At 75.5% G+C, this 22315-nt stretch carries 10 protein-coding genes; 5 read left to right on the top strand and 5 right to left on the bottom strand.

Annotated elements, in window-relative coordinates; genetic code table 11:
- Positions 1-16: 16 nt before the first annotated feature.
- The 3 genes from ACWGSR_RS02075 to ACWGSR_RS02065 form a co-directional block, all read right to left on the bottom strand.
- Positions 17-14338: an amino acid adenylation domain-containing protein gene (locus tag ACWGSR_RS02075; RefSeq protein WP_453563020.1), complete on the bottom strand. Its 14322-nt coding sequence runs from the start codon at positions 14336-14338 to the stop codon at positions 17-19.
- 146 nt (positions 14339-14484) lie between these two features.
- A complete protein-coding gene (entS, locus tag ACWGSR_RS02070) occupies positions 14485-15876 on the bottom strand; it encodes an enterobactin transporter EntS (protein WP_453563018.1) in 1392 nt (463 codons plus the stop codon).
- Positions 15863-16132 carry a phosphopantetheine-binding protein gene (locus tag ACWGSR_RS02065; protein WP_376232198.1) on the bottom strand — a complete coding sequence of 90 codons (270 nt, stop codon included), beginning with the start codon at positions 16130-16132 and terminating at the stop codon, positions 15863-15865. The genes entS and ACWGSR_RS02065 overlap by 14 nt, the downstream gene beginning before the upstream one ends.
- A 139-nt stretch (positions 16133-16271) precedes the next feature.
- Here ACWGSR_RS02065 and ACWGSR_RS02060 point away from each other — a divergent pair, with 139 nt between their 5' ends.
- Positions 16272-16775, top strand: a complete 504-nt coding sequence (locus ACWGSR_RS02060; protein WP_453563017.1) for a GNAT family N-acetyltransferase — start codon at positions 16272-16274, stop codon at positions 16773-16775.
- Between the two features lie 67 nt (positions 16776-16842).
- Here ACWGSR_RS02060 and ACWGSR_RS02055 read toward each other — a convergent pair whose 3' ends face one another.
- The gene (locus ACWGSR_RS02055) at positions 16843-17052 is read right to left on the bottom strand and encodes an MbtH family protein (RefSeq protein ID WP_376232195.1); all 210 of its coding nucleotides are present in this window, start codon (positions 17050-17052) and stop codon (positions 16843-16845) included.
- 206 nt (positions 17053-17258) lie between these two features.
- A complete protein-coding gene (locus ACWGSR_RS02050; protein WP_453563015.1) occupies positions 17259-18014 on the bottom strand; it encodes an AraC family transcriptional regulator in 756 nt (251 codons plus the stop codon).
- Positions 18015-18143: 129 nt separating this feature from the next.
- On the opposite strand from ACWGSR_RS02050, the gene ACWGSR_RS02045 reads away from it, so the two are divergent.
- Genes ACWGSR_RS02045 through ACWGSR_RS02030 form a run of 4 tightly spaced genes read left to right on the top strand, consistent with a single transcriptional unit; the run spans position 18144 to position 22202 of the window.
- Positions 18144-19214, top strand: coding sequence for a FecCD family ABC transporter permease (locus ACWGSR_RS02045; RefSeq protein ID WP_453563013.1), 1071 nt, complete (start codon positions 18144-18146; stop codon positions 19212-19214).
- The gene (locus ACWGSR_RS02040; RefSeq protein ID WP_453563012.1) at positions 19214-20290 is read left to right on the top strand and encodes a FecCD family ABC transporter permease; all 1077 of its coding nucleotides are present in this window, start codon (positions 19214-19216) and stop codon (positions 20288-20290) included. Before ACWGSR_RS02045 ends, ACWGSR_RS02040 begins: the two co-directional genes overlap by 1 nt.
- Positions 20287-21135 carry an ABC transporter ATP-binding protein gene (locus ACWGSR_RS02035; RefSeq protein WP_376232188.1) on the top strand — a complete coding sequence of 283 codons (849 nt, stop codon included), beginning with the start codon at positions 20287-20289 and terminating at the stop codon, positions 21133-21135. The genes ACWGSR_RS02040 and ACWGSR_RS02035 overlap by 4 nt, the downstream gene beginning before the upstream one ends.
- A 2-nt stretch (positions 21136-21137) precedes the next feature.
- Positions 21138-22202 (top strand): ABC transporter substrate-binding protein, encoded by a 1065-nt coding sequence (locus ACWGSR_RS02030; RefSeq protein ID WP_453563010.1) that lies wholly within the window; start codon positions 21138-21140, stop codon positions 22200-22202.
- Positions 22203-22315 lie beyond the last annotated feature (113 nt).

Raw genomic sequence — 22315 nt, 5'->3', positions numbered from 1 at the left:
TCGATACGAGCCTGCGTCACTGCTGGGCCCTCCACATTTCTTCGAGCATGGTGATCTGGTTCTGGTCGAGGTCGAGCAGGTCGAGGTCGGACGGGGTGTGCCCGGCGGTGACCCCGCCCGCGGCCCAGGCCGCGAGCGCGTCGAGGGCGGCCGTCCAGCCGTCCGCGAGCGCCGCGACCGCGTCCTGCGACAGCGCGTCGCCCGCCCACAGGAAGGAGGCGGCCAGCTCCGGCCCGTCCGGGCCCTGCTCGACCTCCGCGTCCACCTGGAGGGGGTACGCGAGCGGGGCGTCCGGCTCCGGGCCGACGGCGAGCGCGTCGGCCTCCTCGGCCGGGCCCCACGCGGACTGCCGGACGGCGGTCTGCCGACCCAGGTAGTTCCACAGGATCTCCGGGCGGTCCTCCGGGTCGAACAGACCGGCGGTGGCGGCGTTGGCGTACCGCAGCAGCCCGGCGCCGATCCCGCCGTCCGGGACCCCGCGGATCCGCTCCTTGATCTCCTTCAGGGCCGCCCCGGCGTCCTGCGTCCCGCCCACGACCGCACGCGCGTCGTAGGAGTCCGCCGTGAGCCGCAGCGGGTACACGCCGGTCAGCCAGCCGACCGTACGGGTCAGGTCGGCGCCCGGGACGAGGTCCTGCTCCCGCCCGTGGCCCTCCAGCTCCACGGTCAGGCCGTTCGCCGGCTTCCCGTGCCGGGCCGCCCAGTCGCCCGCGGCGAGCGCGAGCGCGGTCAGGAGCGTGTCGTTGACCGTGCCGTGGAAGGCCTGCGGCACGGCGGTCAGAAGCGGCTCGGTGCGCTCGGCGGAGAGCCGCACGGTGAGCCGCCGCGCGGTCGCCACCGTGTCCCGCGCCGGGTCGAGGGCACGGTCCGTCAGGAGCCGCCCGCCGGTCGCGGACTCGGCGAGCCACCGGTCCAGCTCGGCGGTCCGGCGCGCGCTCTGCGCCTCGGCGAGCAGCCCCGCCGTCCAGGTGCGCAGCGCCGTCGGCACGGCGTCGAGGGCGGGCGTCCGCCCCTCCGCCGCCGCCTCGCACGCGGCCCGCAGGTCCGGCAGCAGGATCTGCCACGACACCTCGTCCACCACCAGGTGGTGGGCGACGAGCAGCAGCCTGCCCGGCTCGCCGGGACCGGCGGCGAAGCGCACGGCCCGCACGGTCCGCCCGGACTCCGGGTCCAGCTCGTCCGCCGCCCGGTCCGACTCGCGGGAGACCAGCTCCCGCAGGGCCTCCGCGTCGAGCCCGGCCGCGTCCACCGTCCGCAGCACCGAGGCCGCCTTCAGCGAGCCGACCGGGGCGACCTCGGCGCTCCACACCCCGGGCCGCGCCACGGTCAGCACCTGCCGCAGACCGTCGTGCCGGTCCAGGACCGCCTGGAGCGCGGTCTCCAGGTCCGCGTGCCGCACCCCGGCGGGCAGCAGCACCAGACGGGCCTGGCAGAACCGGCGGTACGCGCCGCCGCGCCCCGCGAACCAGTGCGCCACCGGCGGCAGGACCAGCGGACCCGTCGCCTGCTCGGCCGGACGCTCCGGCGCCTTGCCCGCCGGGGCGGCGGGCGCGGCGACGGCGGCCAGACCGGCCGGCGTCGGGTGCTGGAACACCTGGCGGGCCGTCACCGTGAACCCGGCCTTGCGGGCCTGGCTGACGTACCGGATGGAGACGATGCTGTCGCCGCCCAGCTCGAAGAAGTTGTCGTCGGGACCCACGGCGGGCAGCCCCAGGACCTCGGCCATGAGCCGCGCGAGCAGCTCGGCCGGCGTCTCGGAGGCGGCCACCGGGGCGGTCGCCGTCGGTGCCGTCGCGGGGCGGGGCTCCGGCGGCACCGGCAGGGCGCGCCGGTCCAGCTTGCCGTTCGGGGAGAGCGGCACGGACGGGATCTCCAGGATCACGGCCGGGACCATGTACTCCGGGAGGCGCGTCGCCGCGTGCGCCCGCAGCGCGTCCGGGTCCAGCGGCCCGTCGCCCGCCGGGACGGCGTAGGCGACGAGCCTGCGCACGCCCGGCCGGTCCTCGCGGACCACCGAGACGGCCCGGGCCACCCCGGGGGCCCCGGAGAGCACCGCGTCGATCTCGCCCAGCTCGATCCGCAGGCCGCGCAGCTTGACCTGGTCGTCGGTGCGGCCGAGGTACTGGAGCCGCCCGTCGTCGTGACGGACGACCAGGTCGCCGGTCCGGTACATGCGGGAGCCGGCGGGGCCGTACGGGTCGGCCACGAACCGCTCGGCGGTCAGGTCGGGGCGGGAGAGGTAACCACGGGCGAGCTGGATGCCCGCGAGGTACAGCTCACCGGGCACGCCGACCGGGACGGGCCGCAGCCGGTGGTCCAGGACGTGGACGCGGGTGTTCCACACCGGGGAGCCGATGGAGGCGGAGGCCGTCGCGGCGCCCGGGAGGGCGGTGGCGGCGGTGACGTCCACGGCGGCCTCGGTCGGACCGTAGAGGTTCTCCAGGGCGACCGCGCGGCCCCCGGCGGAGGCGTGGAACCGGTCCACCAGGTCCGTCGGCAGGGCCTCGCCGCTGCACACCACGAGCCGCAGGCCCGGGCAGTCCACGACCTCCACCCCCGCGACGAACGCGGCCAGCATCGACGGCACGAAGTGCAGCACGCTGACCCGCCGTTCGCGGATCACCTCGGCCAGGTACTCCGGGTCCTTGTGCCCGTCCGGCCGCGCGACGACCAGCGGCACGCCCTGCGCCACCGGCCAGAACAGCTCCCACACGGAGACGTCGAACGTGGTCGGCGTCTTCTGGAGGACCCGGTCGGCGGGCGTGAGCCCGTACGTGCCCTGCATCCACTGGAGGCGGTTGACGATGGCCTCGTGCTCGACCATGACGCCCTTGGGGCGTCCGGTGGAGCCGGAGGTGAAGATGACGTACGCCGGGTGGCGCGGGAGCAGCGGGGCCGAGCGGTCCGCGTCCGTCACCGCGTGCGCGTCCGCACCGGCCCACTCCGCCGCCACGGCGGCCGAGTCGAGCACGATCCGCTCCGCCGTGAGTCCCGCCGGAAGGTCCGGCGCCGAGGCCGTGTCGGTGAGGACGGCGACCGGCCGGGCCGTCTCGCACATGTGGGTGAGGCGGTCGGCGGGCAGGGTGAGGTCGAGCGGCAGGTAGGCACCGCCCGCGCGGACGACGGCGTGGATCGCGATGAGGAGGTCGAGCGAGCGCGGCAGGGCCACGGCGACGACCGACTCCGGTCCCACGCCCCGGCCGATCAGGAGACGGGCGAGCCGGTTGAGCCGCGCGTCGAACTCCGCACGGGACAGTTCCTCGTCCTCGAAGACGAGCGCCGGGCCCTCGGCCTTTGCCGCGCCCGCCGCCACCAGGTCCGCGAGGGTGCGCGGACCGTCCACGACCCGCTCCGTCGCGTTCCACCCCTCCAGGGCGTGCCGCTCGTCCCCGTCCATCAGGTCCAGGGAGGAGACCGGGGCGCCCGGGTCGGCCGCCACGGCGTCCAGGAGGCGGACGAGCCGCTCCACGAGCCGCTCGGCGCCCGGCCGGCCGAAGAGGTCGGTCGCGTACCGCAGACCGCCCTCGATCCGTCCGTCGTCCTCCGAGCCGCCGAACGCGAACTCCAGGTCGACCTTCGACCCGCCGATCTCCACCGGCAGTTCACGGGCCGCGGCCCCGAAGAGCGAGGAGACCTCGGTGGACACCGAGTGGTAGGTCACCATCGCCTGGAAGAGCGGGTTGCGGGCCTGGGAGCGGGCCGCGCCCACCGCCTCCGCCACCGCTTCGAGCGGCAGGTCGGCGTGCGCGAAGCCCGCGAGCCCGGCGTTCCGCACCCGGTCGACCAGCTCGGCGAACGTCGGCTCGCCCGACACGTCCGCGCGCAGCACGAGCGTGTTCAGGAAGAAGCCCACGAGCCCGTCGAGCCGCTCGTCGCCGCGCCCGGAGACCGGGGCGCCCAGGGAGATGTCGTCCCCGGCGCCGAGCCGGTGGAGCAGGGCCGCGACGGCCGCGTGCACGACCATGAACATCGTCGCGCCGGAGTCGCGGGCGATCCGGGCGAGCCCGGCGCCGGTCGCGGCGGAGACGCCGAACGGGACCACGTCACCGCCGTGCGTCGGCGTCGCCGGACGCGGGGTGTCGGTGAACAGCCCGAGCTCCTCCGGGACCCCGGCCAGCGCCTCCCGCCAGTACGCGGCCTGGCGCGCCGCCGTCGACTCCGACTCCTCGGCGTCACCCAGGAGTTCGCGCTGCCAGAGGGCGTAGTCGGCGTACTGGACGGGGAGTTCGGCGAATGCGGGGGCCCGGCCGGCGGCGCGGGCCGCGTAGGCGGTGTCCAGGTCGGTGAGGAGCGGTCCGGTGGACCACTCGTCGGTCGCGATGTGGTGCAGCAGCACCACGAGGGCGTGCTCCTCGTCGGACGCGCTGAGCAGCGTCACCCGCACCGGGATCTCCCGGGCCAGGTCGAAGACGTACCGGGAGGCGGCCTCCGCCTCGGCGGCCAGGGCGCCGGCGGGGACGCGGCGCACCGCGAACGGCACCTGCGCCTCGCCGGGCGCCAGGATGCGCTGGTACGGCTCGCCGTCGGCCTCCGCGAACACGGTCCGCAGCACCTCGTGCCGCGCCACCACGTCCTCCACCGCGGCGCGCACGGCCGCCGCGTCCACGGGCCCGTCGAGACGGACCGCGAAGGGCACGTTGTACGCGGTCCCCGGACCCCGCACGCTGTCGAAGAGCCACAGGCGCCGCTGGGCGTACGAGAGCGGCAGCCGCTCCGGCCGTACGGCGGGGGCGAGGGCGGGCCGCTCGGAGGCGGTCCGCTCCGCGAGCAGGGCCGCGAGGGCCGCGACCGTCCGCGCCTCGAACACGTCCCGCACCGAGCACTCCACGCCGAGGGCGGACCGCATCCGGCTCGCCGCGCGGGCCGCGAGCAGGGAGTGGCCGCCGAGGTCGAAGAAGTCGTCCTCGACACCGGCCGTCTCCAGACCGAGCACGGCCGCGACGATCCCGAGCAGGATCTCCTCGCGCGCGTCCCTCGGCGCCCGCGAGGGCCCGGCGACGGCGTCCGGCGGCACGGGCAGGGCGCGGCGGTCGAGCTTGCCGTTGGGGGAGAGGGGAACGGCCGGGATCTCCAGGAACACGTTCGGGACCATGTACTCCGGCAGGCGGGAGGCCGCGTGGGCGCGCACCGCGTCCACGGGGACCGGCCCGTCGCCGGTGCCGACGACGTACCCCACGAGCCGCTGCACGCCGGGCCGGTCCTCGCGGACCAGCGTCACCGCGTGCGCCACGCCGGGGGCGGACGCCACGACCGCGTCGATCTCGCCGAGCTCGATCCGCAGGCCGCGCAGCTTGACCTGGTCGTCGGTGCGGCCGAGGTACTGGATCCGGCCGTCCGCGTGGCGGACGACGAGGTCGCCCGTGCGGTACATGCGGGAGCCGGCGGGGCCGTACGGGTCGGCGACGAATCGTTCCGCGGTCAGGTCGGGGCGGGAGAGGTAGCCGCGGGCGAGCTGGATTCCGGCGAGGTGGAGCTCGCCGGGCACGCCGACCGGGACGGGCCGGAGGCGCCCGTCCAGGACGTGGACGCGGGTGTTCCAGACCGGGCTGCCGATGGAGGCGGAGGCCGTCGCGGCGCCCGGGAGGGCGGTGGCGGCGGTGACGTCGACGGCGGCCTCGGTGGGGCCGTAGAGGTTCTCCAGGGCGACCGCGTGGCCTCCGGCGGAGGCGTGGAACCGGTCCACCAGGCCGGTGGGCAGGGCCTCGCCGCTGCACACGACCAGGCGCAGGCCCGGGCAGTCCGCCACGTCCACCGAGTCCAGGAACGCCTGGAGCATCGACGGCACGAAGTGCAGCACGCTGACGCGCCGTTCGCGGATCAGCTCCGCGAGGTACTCCGGGTCCCGGTGGCCCTCGGGCCGGGCGACGACGAGCGGCACTCCCTGGGCGAGCGGCCAGAACAGCTCCCAGACGGAGACGTCGAACGTGGTCGGCGTCTTCTGCAGGACCCGGTCGGCCGAGGTCAGCCCGTACGTGCCCTGCATCCACTGGAGGCGGTTGACGATGGCCTCGTGCTCGACCATGACGCCCTTGGGGCGTCCGGTGGAGCCGGAGGTGAAGATGACGTACGCCGGGTGGCGCGGGAGCAGTGGGGCCGAGCGGTCCGCGTCCGTGACCGCGGTGTCGGCCAGGCCGTCCAGCTCCGCGCGCACCTCGGGCGCGTCCAGGACCACCGGCTCGGCCTCCACGCCGTCCGGCAGCGCGCCGAGCGACGGAAGGTCGGTCAGGACGCACACCGGACGCGCGGTGTCCGTCATGTGGGTGAGGCGGTCGGCGGGCAGGGTGAGGTCGAGCGGCAGGTAGGCGCCACCGGCCCGCACCACGGCGTGGATCGCGATGAGGAGGCCGAACGAGCGCGGCAGGGCGACGGCGACGACCGACTCCGGTCCCACGCCCCGGCCGATCAGGAGACGGGCGAGGCGGTTGACGCGTGCGTCGAACTCGGTGCGGGACAGCTCCTCGTCCTCGAAGACGAGGGCCGGGCCCTCGGCCTTCGCCGCGCCCGCCGCCACCAGGTCCGCCAGTGTCCGGGGGCCGTCCACGACCCGCTCGGTCGCGTTCCACTCCTCCAGGACCCGCCGCCGCTCGTCCCCGTCCATCAGCGCGGCCGAGGAGACGGGCGCGTCGGGCGCGGCCGCCACGGCGTCCAGGAGGCGGACGAGCCGCTCCGTCAGGCGCTCGGCGCCCGCGCGCTCGAACAGGTCGGTCGCGTACCGCACGCCGCAGGTCATGCCGGCACCGCCGACACCTTCGGCACCCTCTGCGCGCCGGAACAGGATCTCCAGGTCGAACTTGGCCGCGCCGCCCCGCACCGGGAACTCCCCGGCGTCCGTGCCGAGCAGCCGGGACAGGTCCGGGCCGCCGCCCTCGTACGCCACCATCGTCTGGAACAGCGGGTGGCGGGCGAGCGAGCGGACCGGCGCGACGGCCTCCACGACGGCGTCGAAGGGCAGGTCGGCGTGGTCGAGGACCGCGAGGCCCGCCGTGCGGGCGCGGCCGAGCAGTTCGGTGAAGGACGGGTCGCCGGACAGGTCGGTGCGCAGGACGGCCGTGTTGACGAAGAAGCCCACGAGCCCGTCGAGGGCGCTGTCGCCGCGTCCCGCGACCGGGGTGCCGAGGGGGATGTCGTCCCCGGCGCCGAGCCGGTGGAGCAGGGCCGCGACGGCCGCGTGCACGACCATGAACATCGTCGCGCCGGAGTCCGCCGCCAGCCGGTCGAGACGGGCCACGAGCTCGGCCGGGAGTTCGGCCGTGACGGTGTCGCCCCGGTGGGTCGGGACGGCCGGCCGGGGCCGGTCGGCGGGCAGCGCCAGTTCCTCCGGCAGCCCCGCCAGGGCGCCCTGCCAGAAGGCGGACTGGCGGGCGGCCAGGGAGGACGCGTCCGCCGCGTCGCCGAGGAGTTCGCGCTGCCAGAGGGCGTAGTCGGCGTACTGGACGGGGAGTTCGGCGAACGCGGGGGCCCGGCCCGCGAGGCGGGCGGTGTAGGCGGTGTCCAGGTCGGTGAGGAGCGGTCCGGTGGACCACTCGTCGGTCGCGATGTGGTGCAGCAGTACGACGAGCACGTGCTCGCCGTCGGACGCGCCGAACAGCGTGACGCGCAGCGGGAGTTCGTCCTCCAGGCCCAGGGGCTCCGCGATCGCCGCCTCCACCGCGTCCGCGAGCGCCTCCGGGGCCACCTCGCGGACCGTGAACGGCACCCGGGCCTCGCCGGGCGCCAGGACGCGCTGGTACGGCTCGCCGTCGGCCTCCGCGAACACGGTCCGCAGCACCTCGTGGCGCGCCACCAGGTCGCCGAACGCGGCGCGCAGGGCGTCGGCGTCGGGCCGCTCCCGCAGCCGCAGGGCCAGCGGGACGGTGTACGTGGAGCTCGCGCCGTCCATGTCGTACTGGAACCACAGGCGCCGCTGCGCGTACGAGAGCGGCAGCCGCTCCGGTCGTACGGCGGGGACGAGGGCGGGCCGCTCGGAGGCGGTCCGCTCCGCGACCCGGGCCGCGAGGGCCGCGACCGTCCGCGCCTCGAACACGTCCCGCACCGAGCAGGCGCGGCCCGCCGCCCGCACCCGGGCCACCAGGCGCGTCGCGAGCAGGGAGTGGCCGCCGAGCGCGAAGAAGTCGTCCTCGGCGCCGACCGGCGCGAGACCCAGGACCTCCGAGAACGCCTCCGCGATGCGCTCTTCCGTCTCGCCGCGCGGGGCGCGGGACGGCGCGGCGGCCGTCACGGCGGGCGCGGGCAGGGCGGTCCGGTCCAGCTTGCCGTTGACGTTCACCGGCAGGACGTCCAGGGCGACGACCGCCGCCGGGACCATGTACTCGGGCAGGCGTCCGGCGACCTCGCGGCGCACCGCGTCCGGGTCGGCGCCGCCGGTCGTGTACGCCACCAGGCGCGGCACGCCCGGGACGTCCTCGCGGACCAGGACGGCGGCCGAGGCGACGCCCTCGCAGGCCGTCAGTTCGGCCTCGATCTCGCCGAGTTCGACGCGGAAGCCGCGGATCTTCACCTGGTCGTCGGCGCGGCCCAGGAACTCGATCAGGCCGTCGGCGCGGCGGCGCGCCAGGTCGCCCGTGCGGTACATGCGGGAGCCGGCCGGGCCGTACGGGTCGGCCACGAACCGCTCGGCGGTGAGCACGGAACGGCCCAGGTAGCCGCGGGCGTTCTGGACGCCCGCGAGGTACAGCTCGCCGGGGACGCCGGGCGGCACCGGCCGCAGCCGGGCGTCCAGGACGTGCGCCCGGGTGTTGTCGAGCGGGCGGCCCACCACCGGGGTCGCGCAGTCGGTGACCCGGGCGACCAGGGCGTCCACCGTGAACTCGGTGGGACCGTAGTAGTTCACCGTCTCCACGTCGGGGACCGCGCGCAGCTCCGTCCAGAGGGCGGGCGGCACGGCCTCGCCGCCGAGCAGGAACAGCGGGGGGCGGTGGTCGCCGGTGAGCAGGCCCGCGTCGAGCAGGTGGCGGCCGTACGACGGGGTGACGTCGAGCGCGTCGATCCGCGCCTCCCGCACGTGGGCGACGACGGCGTCCGCGTCGCGGCGCCCGTACTCGTCGAGGACGTGCAGCTCGTGGCCCGCGATCAGCCACAGGAGCTGCTCCCACGAGGAGTCGAAGGAGAACGAGGCGGTGTGCAGGGCCCGCACGTGCCGCCCGAGCCGCTCCGCGACGGGCCGGTAGAGCTGCCGCTCGTGGTCCCGGTACAGGTTCGTCAGACCGGCGTGGTGCAGGCCGACGCCCTTGGGGCGGCCGGTGGAGCCGGAGGTGTAGACGACGTACGCCAGGTCGTCCGGGCGGGGCGCGCGGGGCGCCGGGCCCTCGGCGGCCGCCAGCCGGTCCCGTACCGCCGGGTCGTCCAGGACGAGCCGGGCCGCGCCGTTCGCGTCCGGGACCCGACCGTCCACGGCCCGGGTGGTGACGACGCAGACGGGCGCGGCGTCGCCCAGCATGTACGCCAGGCGCTCCTCCGGGTGGTCCAGGTCGAGCGGCAGGTAGGCGCCGCCGGCCTTGAGGACGGCGAAGGCGGCGACGACGGACTCGGCCGAGCGGGGCACGGCGAGCGCCACGACGGCGTCCGGGCCGACGCCCTCCCCGGCGAGCAGCAGCGCGAGCCGGGTGACCCGGTCGTCGAGCTCGGCGAAGGTGAGGCGCAGGTCGCCGCAGACCAGGGCGGTCGCGTCGGGCGTCTGCCGGGCGCGCTCGGCCAGGATCTCCACGACGGTGGCGCCGGGGCGGCCGGCGGAGTGGTCCACGGCGGTGTCGGCCGGGTGGTCCACGGCGAGGGCGTCCTGGTGGTCCACGGCGGTGTCGTTCCACCGCTCCAGGAGCGCCCGCTCCTCCTCGGAGCGCAGCTCGTACGCGGAGACCGGGGTCTCCGGGGACGCGACGGCCTGCTCCAGGAGGCGCAGGAGGCGGGCGGCGAGCGCGTCGGCCGTGGCCCGGTCGTACAGGGCGGACGAGTAGAAGACCTCCAGGTCCAGTTCGTCGCCGTGGGCGCTGTCGGAGAAGGTGACGTCGAGGTCGAACTTGGTGACGCCCGGGTCGGTGCGGTCCACGGCCGCGTCCAGGCCGAACAGGGCGCGCACGTCCTGGGTGACGGTGCTGTGCGACACCATGGTCTGGAAGAGCGGGTGCCGGGTGAGGGAGCGCTCCGGGTTGACCGCCTCCACCACCGCGTCGAACGGCAGGTCGGCGTGGTCGAGCGCGGCCAGGTCGGTGCCGCGCACCCGCTCCAGGAGGGCGGCGAACGTCGGGTCGCCGGACAGGTCGGCGCGCAGCACCACCGTGTTCACGAAGAAGCCGACGAGACCGTCCAGGGCCGGGTCGGACCGGCCGGCGACCGGGCTGCCGAGCGGGATGTCGTCGCCCGCGCCGAGCCGGTGGAGCAGGGTGGCGACGGCCGCGTGGACGACCATGAAGACGCTGGTGCCGGAGTCGCGGGCCAGGCGGCGGATGCCGGAGGCGAGGGCGGCGGGCACCTCGTGGTGCACCATGCCGCCCGCGTTGTCGGGCTCGGCGGGCCGGGGTCGGTCGGCGGGCGGGGTCGCCTCGGCCGGCAGTCCGGCCAGCGCCTCGCGCCAGTACGCGGCCTGCCGGGCGGCGGGGGACTCCGGGTCCGCCGGGTCGCCCAGGGCCTCGCGCTGCCAGAGCGCGAAGTCGGCGTACTGCACCGGCAGCGGGGCGAACTCCGGGGCCTCGCCCCGGAGCCGGGCCGCGTAGGCGTGTTCGAGGCCGTTCAGGAACGGGCCCATCGACCACTCGTCGCTGGCGATGTGGTGAAGGAGCACCACCAGGGCGTCGGTGCCGCGCTCGGCGTCGCGGACCAGGGTGACCCGCACCGGGGCCTCGGCCGACAGGTCGAAGAGGTGGCCGAGCGCCGTCTCCACGGCCGCGTCGACACCGTCCGTGGAGGTCTCCTCCACGCGCAGCCGCACCCCGGCGCCGGCCGGGGGCAGGATCCGCTGGTACGGCTCGCCGTCGTGCTCCGCGAAGACCGTGCGCAGCGTCTCGTGCCGGGCCACCACGTCCCCGAGGGCCGCGTCCAGGGCCGCCGGGTCCAGGAGCGTGCCGAACCGGGCCACGAACGGGATGTTGTACGTGGCGCCGGGGCCTTCGAGCTGGTGCAGGAACCAGAGCCGGTGCTGCGCGTCGGACAGCGGAAGCGTCCCGGGCCGCTCCCCGGCGGTGAGCGCCGGACGGGCGCCCGACGCGGTGCGGGCGGCGAGCCGCTCGGCCAGGGCCGCGGGCGTACGGGCCTCGAACACGTCCCGTACGCCGCAGTCGGCGCCGAGCGCGGTGCGCAGCCGGGCGGCGACGCGGGCGGCGAGCAGCGAGTGCCCGCCGAGGTCGAAGAAGTCGTCGTCGGGGCCGGCCGAGGCCAGCTCCAGGACGTCGGCGTACGCCCCGGCGACGATCTCCTCGCGGGCGTCGCGCGGGGTCCGGCCGGCGGTCGCGGCGGACCCGGCCAGGTCGGGCACGGGCAGCGAACGCCGGTCGACCTTGCCGTTGGCGGTGAGCGGGAAGGCGTCCAGGACCACCACGGCCGACGGCACCATGTGCGCGGGAAGGCGCTCGCCGACGGCCGCGCGCAGCCCGGCCGCGTCCGGGGCGGAGCCGCCCGCGCCGGTGACGTAGCCGACCAGGAGCGGGGAGCCGGGTATGTCCTCGCGGACCACGACCACGGCCCGGTCCACCTCCGGACGGTCCGTCAGGGCGGTCTCGATCTCGCCGAGTTCGATGCGGAAGCCGCGCACCTTCACCTGGTCGTCGGCGCGGCCCAGGAAGTCGATGACGCCGTCGGGGCGGCGGCGCACCAGGTCGCCGGTGCGGTACATGCGGGAGCCGGCCGGGCCGTACGGGTCGGCCGTGAACCGCTCGGCGGTGAGCGCCGGGCGGCCGAGGTAGCCGCGTGCGAGCTGGTCGCCCGACAGGTACAGCTCGCCGGGGCGGCCGTGCGGGACGGGGCGGAGCGCCGAGTCGAGGACGTGGGCGCGGGTGTTCCAGAACGGCAGGCCGATGTCCGGGGTGCCGGTGTGCTCGGGGGAGAGGGCGGAGGAGGTGGCCCAGACGGTCACCTCGGTCGGCCCGTACACGTTGGTCACCGAGGCGGCCGTGCGGGCGAGGCGCTCGGCGAGGGCGGCGGGCAGCGCCTCGCCGCCGACGAGGACCCTGGTGCGGGCCAGGGCGCTCGGGGCGCCCTCCTCCAGGAGGGCGTGCCACAGCGACGGCGTCGCCTGCATCACGGTCGGCCGGTGGGCCTCGACCAGGGCGGCGAGCGCCGCCGGGTCGCGGACGGTGTCGCGGCCCGCGAGGACGACCGCCGCGCCGCTGATCAGCGGGACGTGGATCTCCAGGGCGGCGATGTCGAAGGAGACCGTGGTGACGGCGACGAGCCCGTCGCCGGGCTCCATGGCCAGCTCGTGGGCCTGCATGCGCAGGAAGTTGGCGAGCGCGGAGTGCGGGATCACCACGCCCTTGGGGCGGCCGGTGGAGCCCGAGGTGTGGATGACGTACGCCGGGTGGCCGCCGTCCGGGAGCGGCAGGGCCGGGGCGGGCTCGTCGGCCAGGTCCGCAAGTGCCGCGAGCGCGTCGGGGGAGTCCAGGACGAGGGTCTCGGTGCCGGGCACGTCGGGGGCGTCGGGCGCGGCGGCCAGGGTGGTGAGGACGCACACCGGGCGCGCGTCCTCGACCATGAACTCCAGCCGCTCGGCCGGGTATTCGAGGTCGAGCGGCAGATAGGCGCCGCCCGCTCTGAGCACGGCGAGCAGGGCCACGATCAGGTCGGCGCCGCGCGGCAGGGCGATGCCGACGAACCGCTCGGGTCCGACGCCGCGCGCGGCGAGGAGGCGGGCCAGCCGGTCGACGCGGGCGTCGAGTTTCGCGTACGTGAGCTCCTCGGCGCCCGCGACGAGCGCGACGGCCTCGGGGCGCTCCCGCACCTGTGCGGCGAAGGCCTCGACGACGGTGCCGGGCGCCGTCGCGCGGGCGGTCGCGGCGGCCTGCCCGGCGAGCGTCTCCAGGAGCGCGCCGTCGAGGAGGTCGGGGCGGCCCACGGGGGTGCCGGGGCCGGCGGTCACGGCCTCGGTGAGGAAGTGGACGAACTCGGCGCAGCGGGCGTTCAGGCCCTCGGCGTCGTAGGCGAGCGGGTTGGCGTCGAGCTCGAAGGCGATCCGGCCGGCGGCCGTGTCGTGGCGGACGGCCAGGGTGAGGTCGTCGACCGGTCCAGCGGCCACGTTGTGCACGGTGCCGGGGGCGCCGGCGAAGTCGAGGGCGTTGTCGAAGGCCTTGACGTTGACCATCGGGCCCAGCGGGCCCCGGTCGCGGCCGACGAGGCCGAGGTCGCGGCGGATGTCCTCGGCGCGGTAGCGCTGGTGGCGGCGCAGGTCGCGGACGCCGGCGGCGACCTCGGCGACCAGCTCGGCCAGGGGGAGGTCCGGGCGGACCGCGACCCGCAGCGGCAGCACGTTGACCACCATCGCCGGGACGGAGAGGGAGGCCGAGCCCAGGCGGGCCATCGCGGGCAGCGAGAGCAGGACGTCCCGCTCGCCGGTCGAGCGGTGCAGGAAGGCGGCGAAGGCGGCCGTCACGGCGTCCGCCCAGGTGGCCTTCGCGGCGCGGGCGAGCGCGAACACCCCGGCGGTGGCCCCGGGGTCGAGCGCGGCCGAGGCGCGCAGGAAGTCGGGGGCGGCCGGGAAGGAGGCGCCGGCCAGCGGCTCGTGGTCGCCCCGGTCCGCGAGCCGGTCCCGCCAGTACGCGCGGTCGGCGGCGTACCGCTCGCCGTCCCGGTAGGAGGCCTCCTCGTCGACGACGGCGGACAGCGGGCCGAACGGCGAGGGGGCGGGCTCCTCGCCGTTCGCGAGCGCCGTGTAGACCTCGGCGGTGCGTCGGGACAGGAGCGAGAAGCCGTAGGCGTCGAGCGCGATGTGGTGGACGCGCTGGTACCAGAGCGTGCGGTCCGGGGCGACCCGGTGCAGGGCGAAGCCGAACAGCGGGGCGCCGGCCGGGTCGGCGGGCGCGGCCATGTCGGCGCGCATCGCGGCGAGTGCGGCGGACTCCGGGTCCGGGGCGCCGAGGTGGTCCACGACCTCGACGACGGGCCCGGTCGGGGGCGCGTCGGCGAGGAGCTGGACGGGCTGTCCGTTCTCGTCCTCCTCGAAGCGGACGGTGAGCGCCTCGCACTCCCCGACGACCCGGCGCAGGGCCGTCGCGAAGAGGCCGGTGTCGAGCGCGCCGTCGACGGCGACGTACTGCCCGACGTTGTAGACCGGGGAGTCGGGGTCGAGCCGCTGGCCGTACCAGACTCCGGTCTGGGCCCCGGTCAGGGCGAGGCGTCGCAGAGCACGCTCGGTCATGGATCTTGCTCCAGGGGTCACCCGCGGCGGCTCGGAGCCGGCCGCGGGACGGGACGGAGAGGGGGAGGGAGGGGGGAGGGGAAGGAGGGCGGGGCGCCGGGACGGTGCCGGGCCGGTGGCACCGGCGGCGCCCCGCCCGGTCGGTGTCAGCCGGTGGCCGACGGGGCGCCCCCGGCGGGGGCGGGCTTCGCGGAGGAAGGGGCCGCGCCGACGGGGGCGGGCTTCGCGAGGGAAGGGGCCGCGCCGACGGGGGCCGGGACGGCGTCGCCGGGCGGGCCGTCGTCCTCGTGCTCCTCCTCCTCGCGGGGGAGGGTGGCCCTGCGCAGGCCGGGGACGGTGACGGCCACGACCACGGCGGCCGCCGCGCACACCACGCCGTTCACGACGGCGGCGCCGGCCGGGCTGAACCACTTGGCCACCAGGGCGACTTCGACGTCTCCGACGACGTCGCCGGTGGTGCCCTGGGCGGTGAGGACGCTGACCATGCGGCCGCGCAGCCGGTCCGGGGTGTTGTGCTGGACGAGGGCGTACTCGAGGATCTCGTACACCGTGCCGGCGGCGCCGCCCACGGCCAGCATCGCGAAGGCGAGGGCGGCGCTGCCGCTGAGGCCGAAGCCGATGATGGCCAGGCCGCCGACGAAGGCGGCGGTGAGCAGCAGGCGTCCGGGGCGGGCGGCGCGCGTGATCCAGCCGCTGGTGGCGGAGACGAGGATCGCGCCGACGGCCGGGGCGGTGTACAGCAGGCCGAGCATGACGTCGCCGCCGCCGAACCGCTTGTCGACCATCTCGGGGAAGAGGACCACCGGCATGTTGAAGAGCGCGTTGATCCCGCCGAGGGCGAGCAGGCCGCCGACGACGCGGTTGCGCACCGCGTACCGGAAGGCGGCGAGCGGCGAGCCCGAGTCCTCGGTGTCGTCGTCCTCGTCGTCCTCGACCGGGGGCAGCGGCCGCAGCCTGAGCAGCAGCAGGGTGGTGACGCCGGTGGTGACGGCGGTGAAGGCGAAGACCGGTGCGGGACCGGCCAGGGCGAGCAGCACGCCGCCGAGGAAGGGGGCGGCGACCGAGCCGATCTCACCGGTCAGGGAGATCAGGGCGCCGGCGGCGGGGAGCTGGTCGGGGCGGACCAGGGTGGGGGCGACGGCCATCAGGGCGGTGACGCTCACCCCGGTGGCGAGTCCGTCCCACGCGACGCACAGGTAGACCGCCCACAGGTCCGGTTCGGGCGTGAAGGCGTTGACCGCGAGGCCGGCGAAGGCGAGGGCGGCGGAGGCGCGGGCCCACAGGATCAGCTTCCGCCGGTCCATGCGGTCGGCCGCCCAGCCGCCCCAGAGGGAGCCCACCAGGACGGTGACGCTCATGATCATGCTGGAGACGGCGACGCCGAAGGTGGATCCCGTCAGGTCGTAGACCTGCTTGGAGAGCGCCACCATCGCCATGCCGAGACCGAAGAGGGAGACGATCCGGGCGATGAAGATGGCCCGGAAGTCCCGGCTGGTCCGCAGCGGGGTGATGTCGACCAGGAAGTCACCGGCTCGCACGGGACGCTCCCGACGGCTGTCCGAGGAGGGCGGCCCAGTCGCGGAGGGTGGGGCGCTCGGCGAGTTCGACGAAACCGACCTCGGCGCCCTCGGCGCGCCACGTCTCGACCAGGGCCATCAGCCGGATCGAGTCGAGGCCCTGGTCGAGCAGGCTCTCGTCCGGGTCGACCTCCTCGGCCTCGACGTAGAGCACGTCGGCGACGTCGCGCGCGAGCCGCTCCAGGGCGAAGGTCTGCTGTCCGGCCGTGTCGGCCATGGGTGGGTCCTCTTCTTCCCGTCCGATGGATCAAGCTTGGTTAGGTAAGGCTTACCTAACTTATCGTCGTGCAGTCAAACGGGTGCCGTGGCGTCACGGCGGTCCGTCGAGTCGTCAGTCACCAGAGAGCGGGAAGACGTTGAGCACTGCCCCGTCCCGCCCGGAGCTCCCGTCCGCCCCCGTCGCCGCCGTCCGGACCGCCGGGAGCGAGGACGTCGGCGCGGTCCACCGGCTGTCCCGGCCGTTCGTGCGCGAAGGGGCCCTGCGCGAGCGCACGGTCGCCGAACTCACCCTTCGCGCGGCCGACTTCCTGGTCGTGGAGGCCGGGCGCGAGGGGCTCGCGGGCTGCGTGGGGCTCCGTACCCGTACCGACGCGCGGGGGCGGATGGCGGTCGTGCTCTACAACTTCTGCGCCGCTCCCGGGCATCAGGGGCGGGGCGTCGGCTCCGCGCTGCTCGACGCCGCCCTCGGCGGGGCCGCCGCGCGGGGCGCCGTCCGCGTGTTCACGGCGACCACCGGCAGCGGACCGCTGTTCCTGAGGTACGGGTTCGCCGTCGGCGGCGAGGAGGAGGTGCCGCCCGCGTGGCGGGCCTCGCTCGACCCCGCGCGCGGCTCCCGGGTCCTGGTCCGCGCCGTCGGGTGACGCGGCCGGAGCGGGCCGCTCCCGGCCGAGGGGCCGGCCGGGACGCGGCGCCGGGTGCGCATCCGCCTCAGGAGCGGGCGGCGAGGCTCGCCGGACGCAGGTCCGTCCAGTGCTCCTCGGTGTACGCGGCACAGCCCTGCCGGGAGTCCTCGCCGTGCACCGCGGTCCAGCCGTCCGGCACCTCGGCGAAGGCCGGCCAGAGCGAGTGCTGGTTCTCGGAGTTGACGAGCACGTAGTAGCGGGCGTCGTCGTCCTCGAAGGGGTTGGTCGCGGTCATGGGTTCTCTCCTCGCGCCGGTGCGGCCCGGAGTCCGCCCGCCCGGCGGGGCGGGACGCGGAGGGCCGTTGGATCGGGTCGGTGGGGGCGCCCAGGGGCTGGGCGTTTAGGTAAGGCTTGCCTAAAGTCACCTAGAGGACGATGACTGTCAAGTCGCTCCCCGGCACCCGCTTCCCGCCCGGAGGGGCCCCTCGGGTCCGCCCCGCCTCACCCCGCGGAGCGTCCCGCGCACTCCTTGGTCCAGGCCCCGGGAGTGCGCCCGAAGTGCCGCCGGAACGCCAGTATGTAGCCGTTCGTGCTCGTGAAGCCGACCTTGGCGGCGACCGCTCCGACCTGGTGCCCCTGGGTCAGGAGTTCCAGCGAGTGGTTGAGGCGCACCCGGGTCCGCCACTCGGAGAAGGCGAGTCCGGTCTCGGTGCGGAAGGCCCGGCGCAGGCTCGTCGAACTGACGTAGAGGCTCTCGGCCCACTCCGTCGCGGTGCGCTGGTCGTCGGGCCTGCGCAGCAGGGTCCCGGCGACGGCGCGCGCCGCCTCGCTGGTCGGGCGGGGAAGCGGCAGCCGGACGTCCCGGCGGGTCCGGGTGCAGGTCAGCGCGGCGAACACCGTCGCGTCGTCGGCCTCCGTACCCGCCCCGAGGGTCCGGGCGAGCAACTGCCGGCGCACGGCGCCGTCGAGGCGGATCGCGGTGGTCCGGGTGAACGGCAGGCGGTGCGCGACGGGATCGAACGGCTCGGCCAGGACCAGGGATTCGGGGTCGAACCGGGCGCTGTGCGGGGTGCCCGCCGGGAGCCACAGGGCCAGGGGCGAGGTGAGTTCGTGCTCGCCGTCCGGCGTGGTGACGGTGATCCGCCCCAGGGGCGCGTACAGGAGCTGGTGGAAGTCGTGCACGTGCGTCGGGTGGCCCGTCGCCGTGATGAGGTCCTCGTCCGTGGTCCGCGTTCTTCCGTCGGCCGTCAAGGCCACCCCCCGGGGTCAGGGACCCGGTCGCACCCCGGTCCCTCGATGTGATCGGTCGGCCTCCGGGTTGGATCCCCGAAGGTTAGGCAAGGGTAACCTAAGTCGCCGTACGAGCCGTGAGAACAAGGACAACAGATGACACAACCGCCCCCGTCGGTGGTGAAACCCCCGGTACCGGAACGGAGACCGGGCGTTCCCCCGGTCCGCACCCGGGCCTCCCGGGGCACGGCCGTCGCCGTACTCGCCGTGGCGGCGGTGGTGGTGACCCTCGTCGCGGGCATCGGTCTCGGCGCCCGGGACATCTCGCCCCTGGAGGTCGTCCGGATCCTGCTCAACCCCGGTGACCAGGCGTTCGACACCCACGTCCTGTGGACCGAGCGCATCCCCCGGACCTTCCTCGGCCTCGCGGTGGGCGCGGCGCTCGGCGCCGCCGGTCTCGTCATGCAGGCACTCACCGCCAACCCCCTCGCGGACCCGGGCATCCTCGGCGTCGAACAGGGCGCCTCGATGTTCGTCGTCTTCGGCATCATGTTCCTCGGCGTCACCGACGCCGGCGGCTACTTCTGGCTCGCCCTCCTCGGCTCCTCCGTGGCCGCCACCCTCGTCTACCTCATCGGGACCCGCACCGATGCCGGGAGTTCGGCCGTCGGCCTCGTCCTCGCCGGCGTCGCCATGGCCGCCGTGATGTCCTCCCTCATCACCCTCCTCGTCGTCCGCGACAAGGAGGCCTTCGCCCACCTCCGCTTCTGGTCGGTCGGCCAGCTCACCGGCCGCGCCGAGGTCCTCAGCCAGGTCATGCCCTTCGTGATCGTCGGGCTGCTCCTCGCCCTGCCGCTGGGCCGCACCCTCAACATCCTCGGCCTCGGCGACGAGACCGCCCGCGCCCTCGGCGTCCGGGTCGAACGCGCCCGTCTCACCGCCGCGGCCGTCGCCGTCCTGCTCTGCGCCGCCGCCACCGCCGCCGTCGGCCCCGTCGCCTTCGTCGGCCTGGTCGCCGCGCACTGCGCACGGCTCCTCGTCGGACCGGACCACCGCTGGTCCCTGCCGGTCTCCATGGCCGTCGGCGCCGTCCTGCTCACCGGCGCCGACACGGCCGGCCGGCTGGTCCTCGACCACGGCGAGGTCCAGGTGGGCCTCATGACGGCCGTCGTCGGCACCCCCTTCTTCGTCTGGCTGGCCCGCCGCCGCGACCTGGTGCGGATGTGATGACCGCACTCGACACCCGGTCCCCGCGGCCGGACTCCCCGACCACGCCCGCCGTCGTCGCGCACCTGCGCTCCGACCGCCGCGCCCGCAACCGACGCGCCGCCGTGACCGCCGCCGTGCTCACCGTCGCACTGCTCGGACTCACCGCCGCCTCCGTGCTCCTCGGCGGCATCGGCCGGCTCGACCCCGCCGACGTCCTGCCCGCCGCCCTCGGCCTGCGGGACGGCCTCGCCGACTACATGATCTTCCAGCTCCGGATGCCGAGGGCGCTCTCCGCGCTCCTCGCCGGAGCCCTCTTCGGCCTGGCCGGCTCGCTCTACCAGCGGCTGATCCGCAACCCGCTCGCCACCCCCGACATCGTCGGCATCTCCGCCGGCGCGGGCGCCGGGGCCGCGACCGCCCTGCTCTACGCGCCCGCCGCCTTCACCCTCGGCGTCCCGGTCGCCGCCGTCATCGGCTCCTTCGTCCTCGTCGCCGCCGTCCAGGCGCTGAGCTGGCGCGGCGGGGTCGACACGTACCGCCTCGTCCTCGTCGGCATCGGGCTCAGCGCGGTCTGCACCGCCTACACCAACTACCTGTTCACCGTGGCGGACCAGCAGAGCATCGCCATCGCCATGCGCTGGACGGTCGGCAGCACCAGCGCCGCCGACTGGGACGGCGTCACCACCCTCGCCGTCGGCTTCGGCGCCTGCGCGCTCGCCGCGCTCTTCCTCGCCCGCCCCCTCGCCACCCTCACCCTGGGCGACGACTTCGCCTCCGGCCTCGGCACCCGGGTGACCGCCTCCCGCGTCGGCGTCCTGCTCCTCGGCGCCGCCGCCGCGGCCCTCGCCACCAGCGTCGTCGGCCCCATCGGCTTCGTCTCCCTCATCAGCGGCCCCATCGCCGTGCGCCTGGTGGGCACCGAACGCTCCACCCTCCTCGCCCCGCTCATCGGCGCCGTCGTCGTCATCGGCGCCGACGTCCTCGCCCAGCACGCACCCCTGATCAGTCCGGTGCCCACCGGCGTCCTCACCGCGCTGCTCGGCGCCCCCTACTTCGTCTGGCTGATCCTTCGACGCAGGCAGGGAGCCTCGTGACACACACCGTGACCCCGCAGACCGAGAGCCCCGAGGCCACCGCGCCCCACCAGCTCGAAGCCCGCGGCATCAGCGCCGGGTACGGGAAGACGCCCGTCATCGAGGACCTTTCCCTGCGGATCGAGAAGGGCCGCATCACCGCCCTCGTCGGCCCCAACGCCTGCGGCAAGTCCACCCTCCTCAAGTCCATCGCCCGACTGCTGCCCCTGGCCGCCGGATCGGTCCTCCTCGAAGGCGCCGACATCCACCGCCTGCCCACCCGCGAGGTGGCGCGCAGGCTCGGCGTCCTGCCGCAGTCCCCGGTCGCCCCCGAGAGCATCACCGTCGGCGACCTGGTCTGGCGCGGCCGCCACCCGCACCGCCGGTTCGGCCGCCGCCGCGACGAGCGCGAGGACGCGATCATCGCCGAGGCCCTCCGGGCCACCGGCACCGCCGAACTCGTCGACCGCCCCGTCGACCAGCTCTCCGGCGGCCAGCGCCAGCGCGTGTGGATCGCCCTCGCCCTCGCCCAGGACACCCCCACCCTGCTGCTCGACGAACCCACCACCTACCTGGACGTCGCGCACCAGATCGAGGTCATGGACCTCCTCGCGGACCTCAACGAACAGACGGGCAAGACCATCGTGCTCGTCTCCCACGACCTCAACCAGGCTGCCCTGTACGCCTCGACGATCGTCGCCATGCGCGACGGACGCGTCATCCGGCAGGGCCCGCCCGAAGAGGTCCTCGACGAACGGACCGTGGCCGAGGTCTTCGGCCTCACGTGCGTCGTCGTACCCCACCCCCACAACGCCAGGCCGCAGATCTTCCCCCTCGGCCGCCGTCACCACTCGCAGGAGAACTGACCATGAACCGCCCCGCCAGACCGTTCGCACGGCGCTCCACCGCCCGTACCCTCCTCGCCGCCGTCGCGTGCGCCGCCCTGCTCGCCGGCTGCGGCGGCAAGGACGACAAGGGCGAGAAGACCGGCGGCGAGAAGCCGTCCGCCGGCGCGAGCACCGGCGCCGCCGAGGCCGCCTTCCCGGTCACCCTCCCCAACGCCTGGGGCAAGACGGAGGTCGCGAAGAAGCCGCTCAAGGTCGCCACCGTCTCCGACGGCGACACCGACATCGCCCTCGCCCTCGGCATCGTCCCGGTCATCACCCCGGACGCCGAGGACGGCGGCCCCGTCCCCGAGTACAAGCAGCGCGCCCTCACCAAGCTCGGCGCCGGCAAGCTCAAGAAGTACGACGACACCGACGGCACCGACTACGAGGCCATCGCCGCCGAGGCCCCGGACGTCATCCTCGGCATGAACACCTGGTCGATGGACACCGACTACGCCAAGCTCGCGCCGATCGCCCCGGTCGTCACCTTCACCGACAAGGCGCACTCCGACACCCTCACCTGGCAGGAGCGCCTGAAGACCGCCGCCAAGGCGCTCGGCATGACCGCCGAGGCCGAGAAGGTCATCGCCGCCAACGAGAAGGCCACCGCCGACGCGGCCGCCGCGCACCCGGAGTTCAAGGGCAAGACGTACACCTACGCGGTCGTCCACCCCGAGCAGATCACCTTCATGTCCTACGCGGACCAGGACCCGGGCGTCTTCGAGCAGCTCGGCTTCAAGAAGACGGACAAGGCCAAGAACTACAAGGCCGACAAGAACGCCGTCAGCCTGGAGAACCTGGACGAGCTGGAGGCCGACGTCCTGCTCATGACGTACCCCTTCGGCGACAACGGCCTGCTCAGCGCCAAGGAGCTGGAGAGCAACAAGCTCTTCCAGTCCCTCCAGGTCGTCAAGGGCAAGCACTACGCGGTCATCCCCTCGGAGAACACCCTCTCCTCCGCCGTCGCCTACCCGGACGCCCTCAGCGCCCCCTGGATCGTCGAGAAGCTGACGCCGATCCTCGCCGGGGCCGTTGCCGGCAAGTGACCCCCGCTCCCGCCGGGGAGCACCTCACCACCCGCCCGGGCCGGGTGGGCCGGGCGCACCGCGCCACCGGCCCGCCCGGCCCACCGGCCCGTCCCGCGGCGCCCGCCCGGCGC

It is taken from the genome of Streptomyces sp. NPDC055632 (assembly GCF_053618675.1).
This window is presented reverse-complemented; position numbering and strand designations above follow the sequence as displayed.

Coding starts and splice junctions, on each gene's coding strand:
- ACWGSR_RS02075 (WP_453563020.1), bottom strand. CDS start 14,338: ATGACCGAGCGTGCTCTGCGACGCCTCGCCCTGACCGGGGCCCAGACC.
- ACWGSR_RS02030 (WP_453563010.1), top strand. CDS start 21,138: ATGAACCGCCCCGCCAGACCGTTCGCACGGCGCTCCACCGCCCGTACC.
- ACWGSR_RS02040 (WP_453563012.1), top strand. CDS start 19,214: ATGACCGCACTCGACACCCGGTCCCCGCGGCCGGACTCCCCGACCACG.
- ACWGSR_RS02065 (WP_376232198.1), bottom strand. CDS start 16,132: ATGGCCGACACGGCCGGACAGCAGACCTTCGCCCTGGAGCGGCTCGCG.
- ACWGSR_RS02045 (WP_453563013.1), top strand. CDS start 18,144: ATGACACAACCGCCCCCGTCGGTGGTGAAACCCCCGGTACCGGAACGG.
- ACWGSR_RS02055 (WP_376232195.1), bottom strand. CDS start 17,052: ATGACCGCGACCAACCCCTTCGAGGACGACGACGCCCGCTACTACGTG.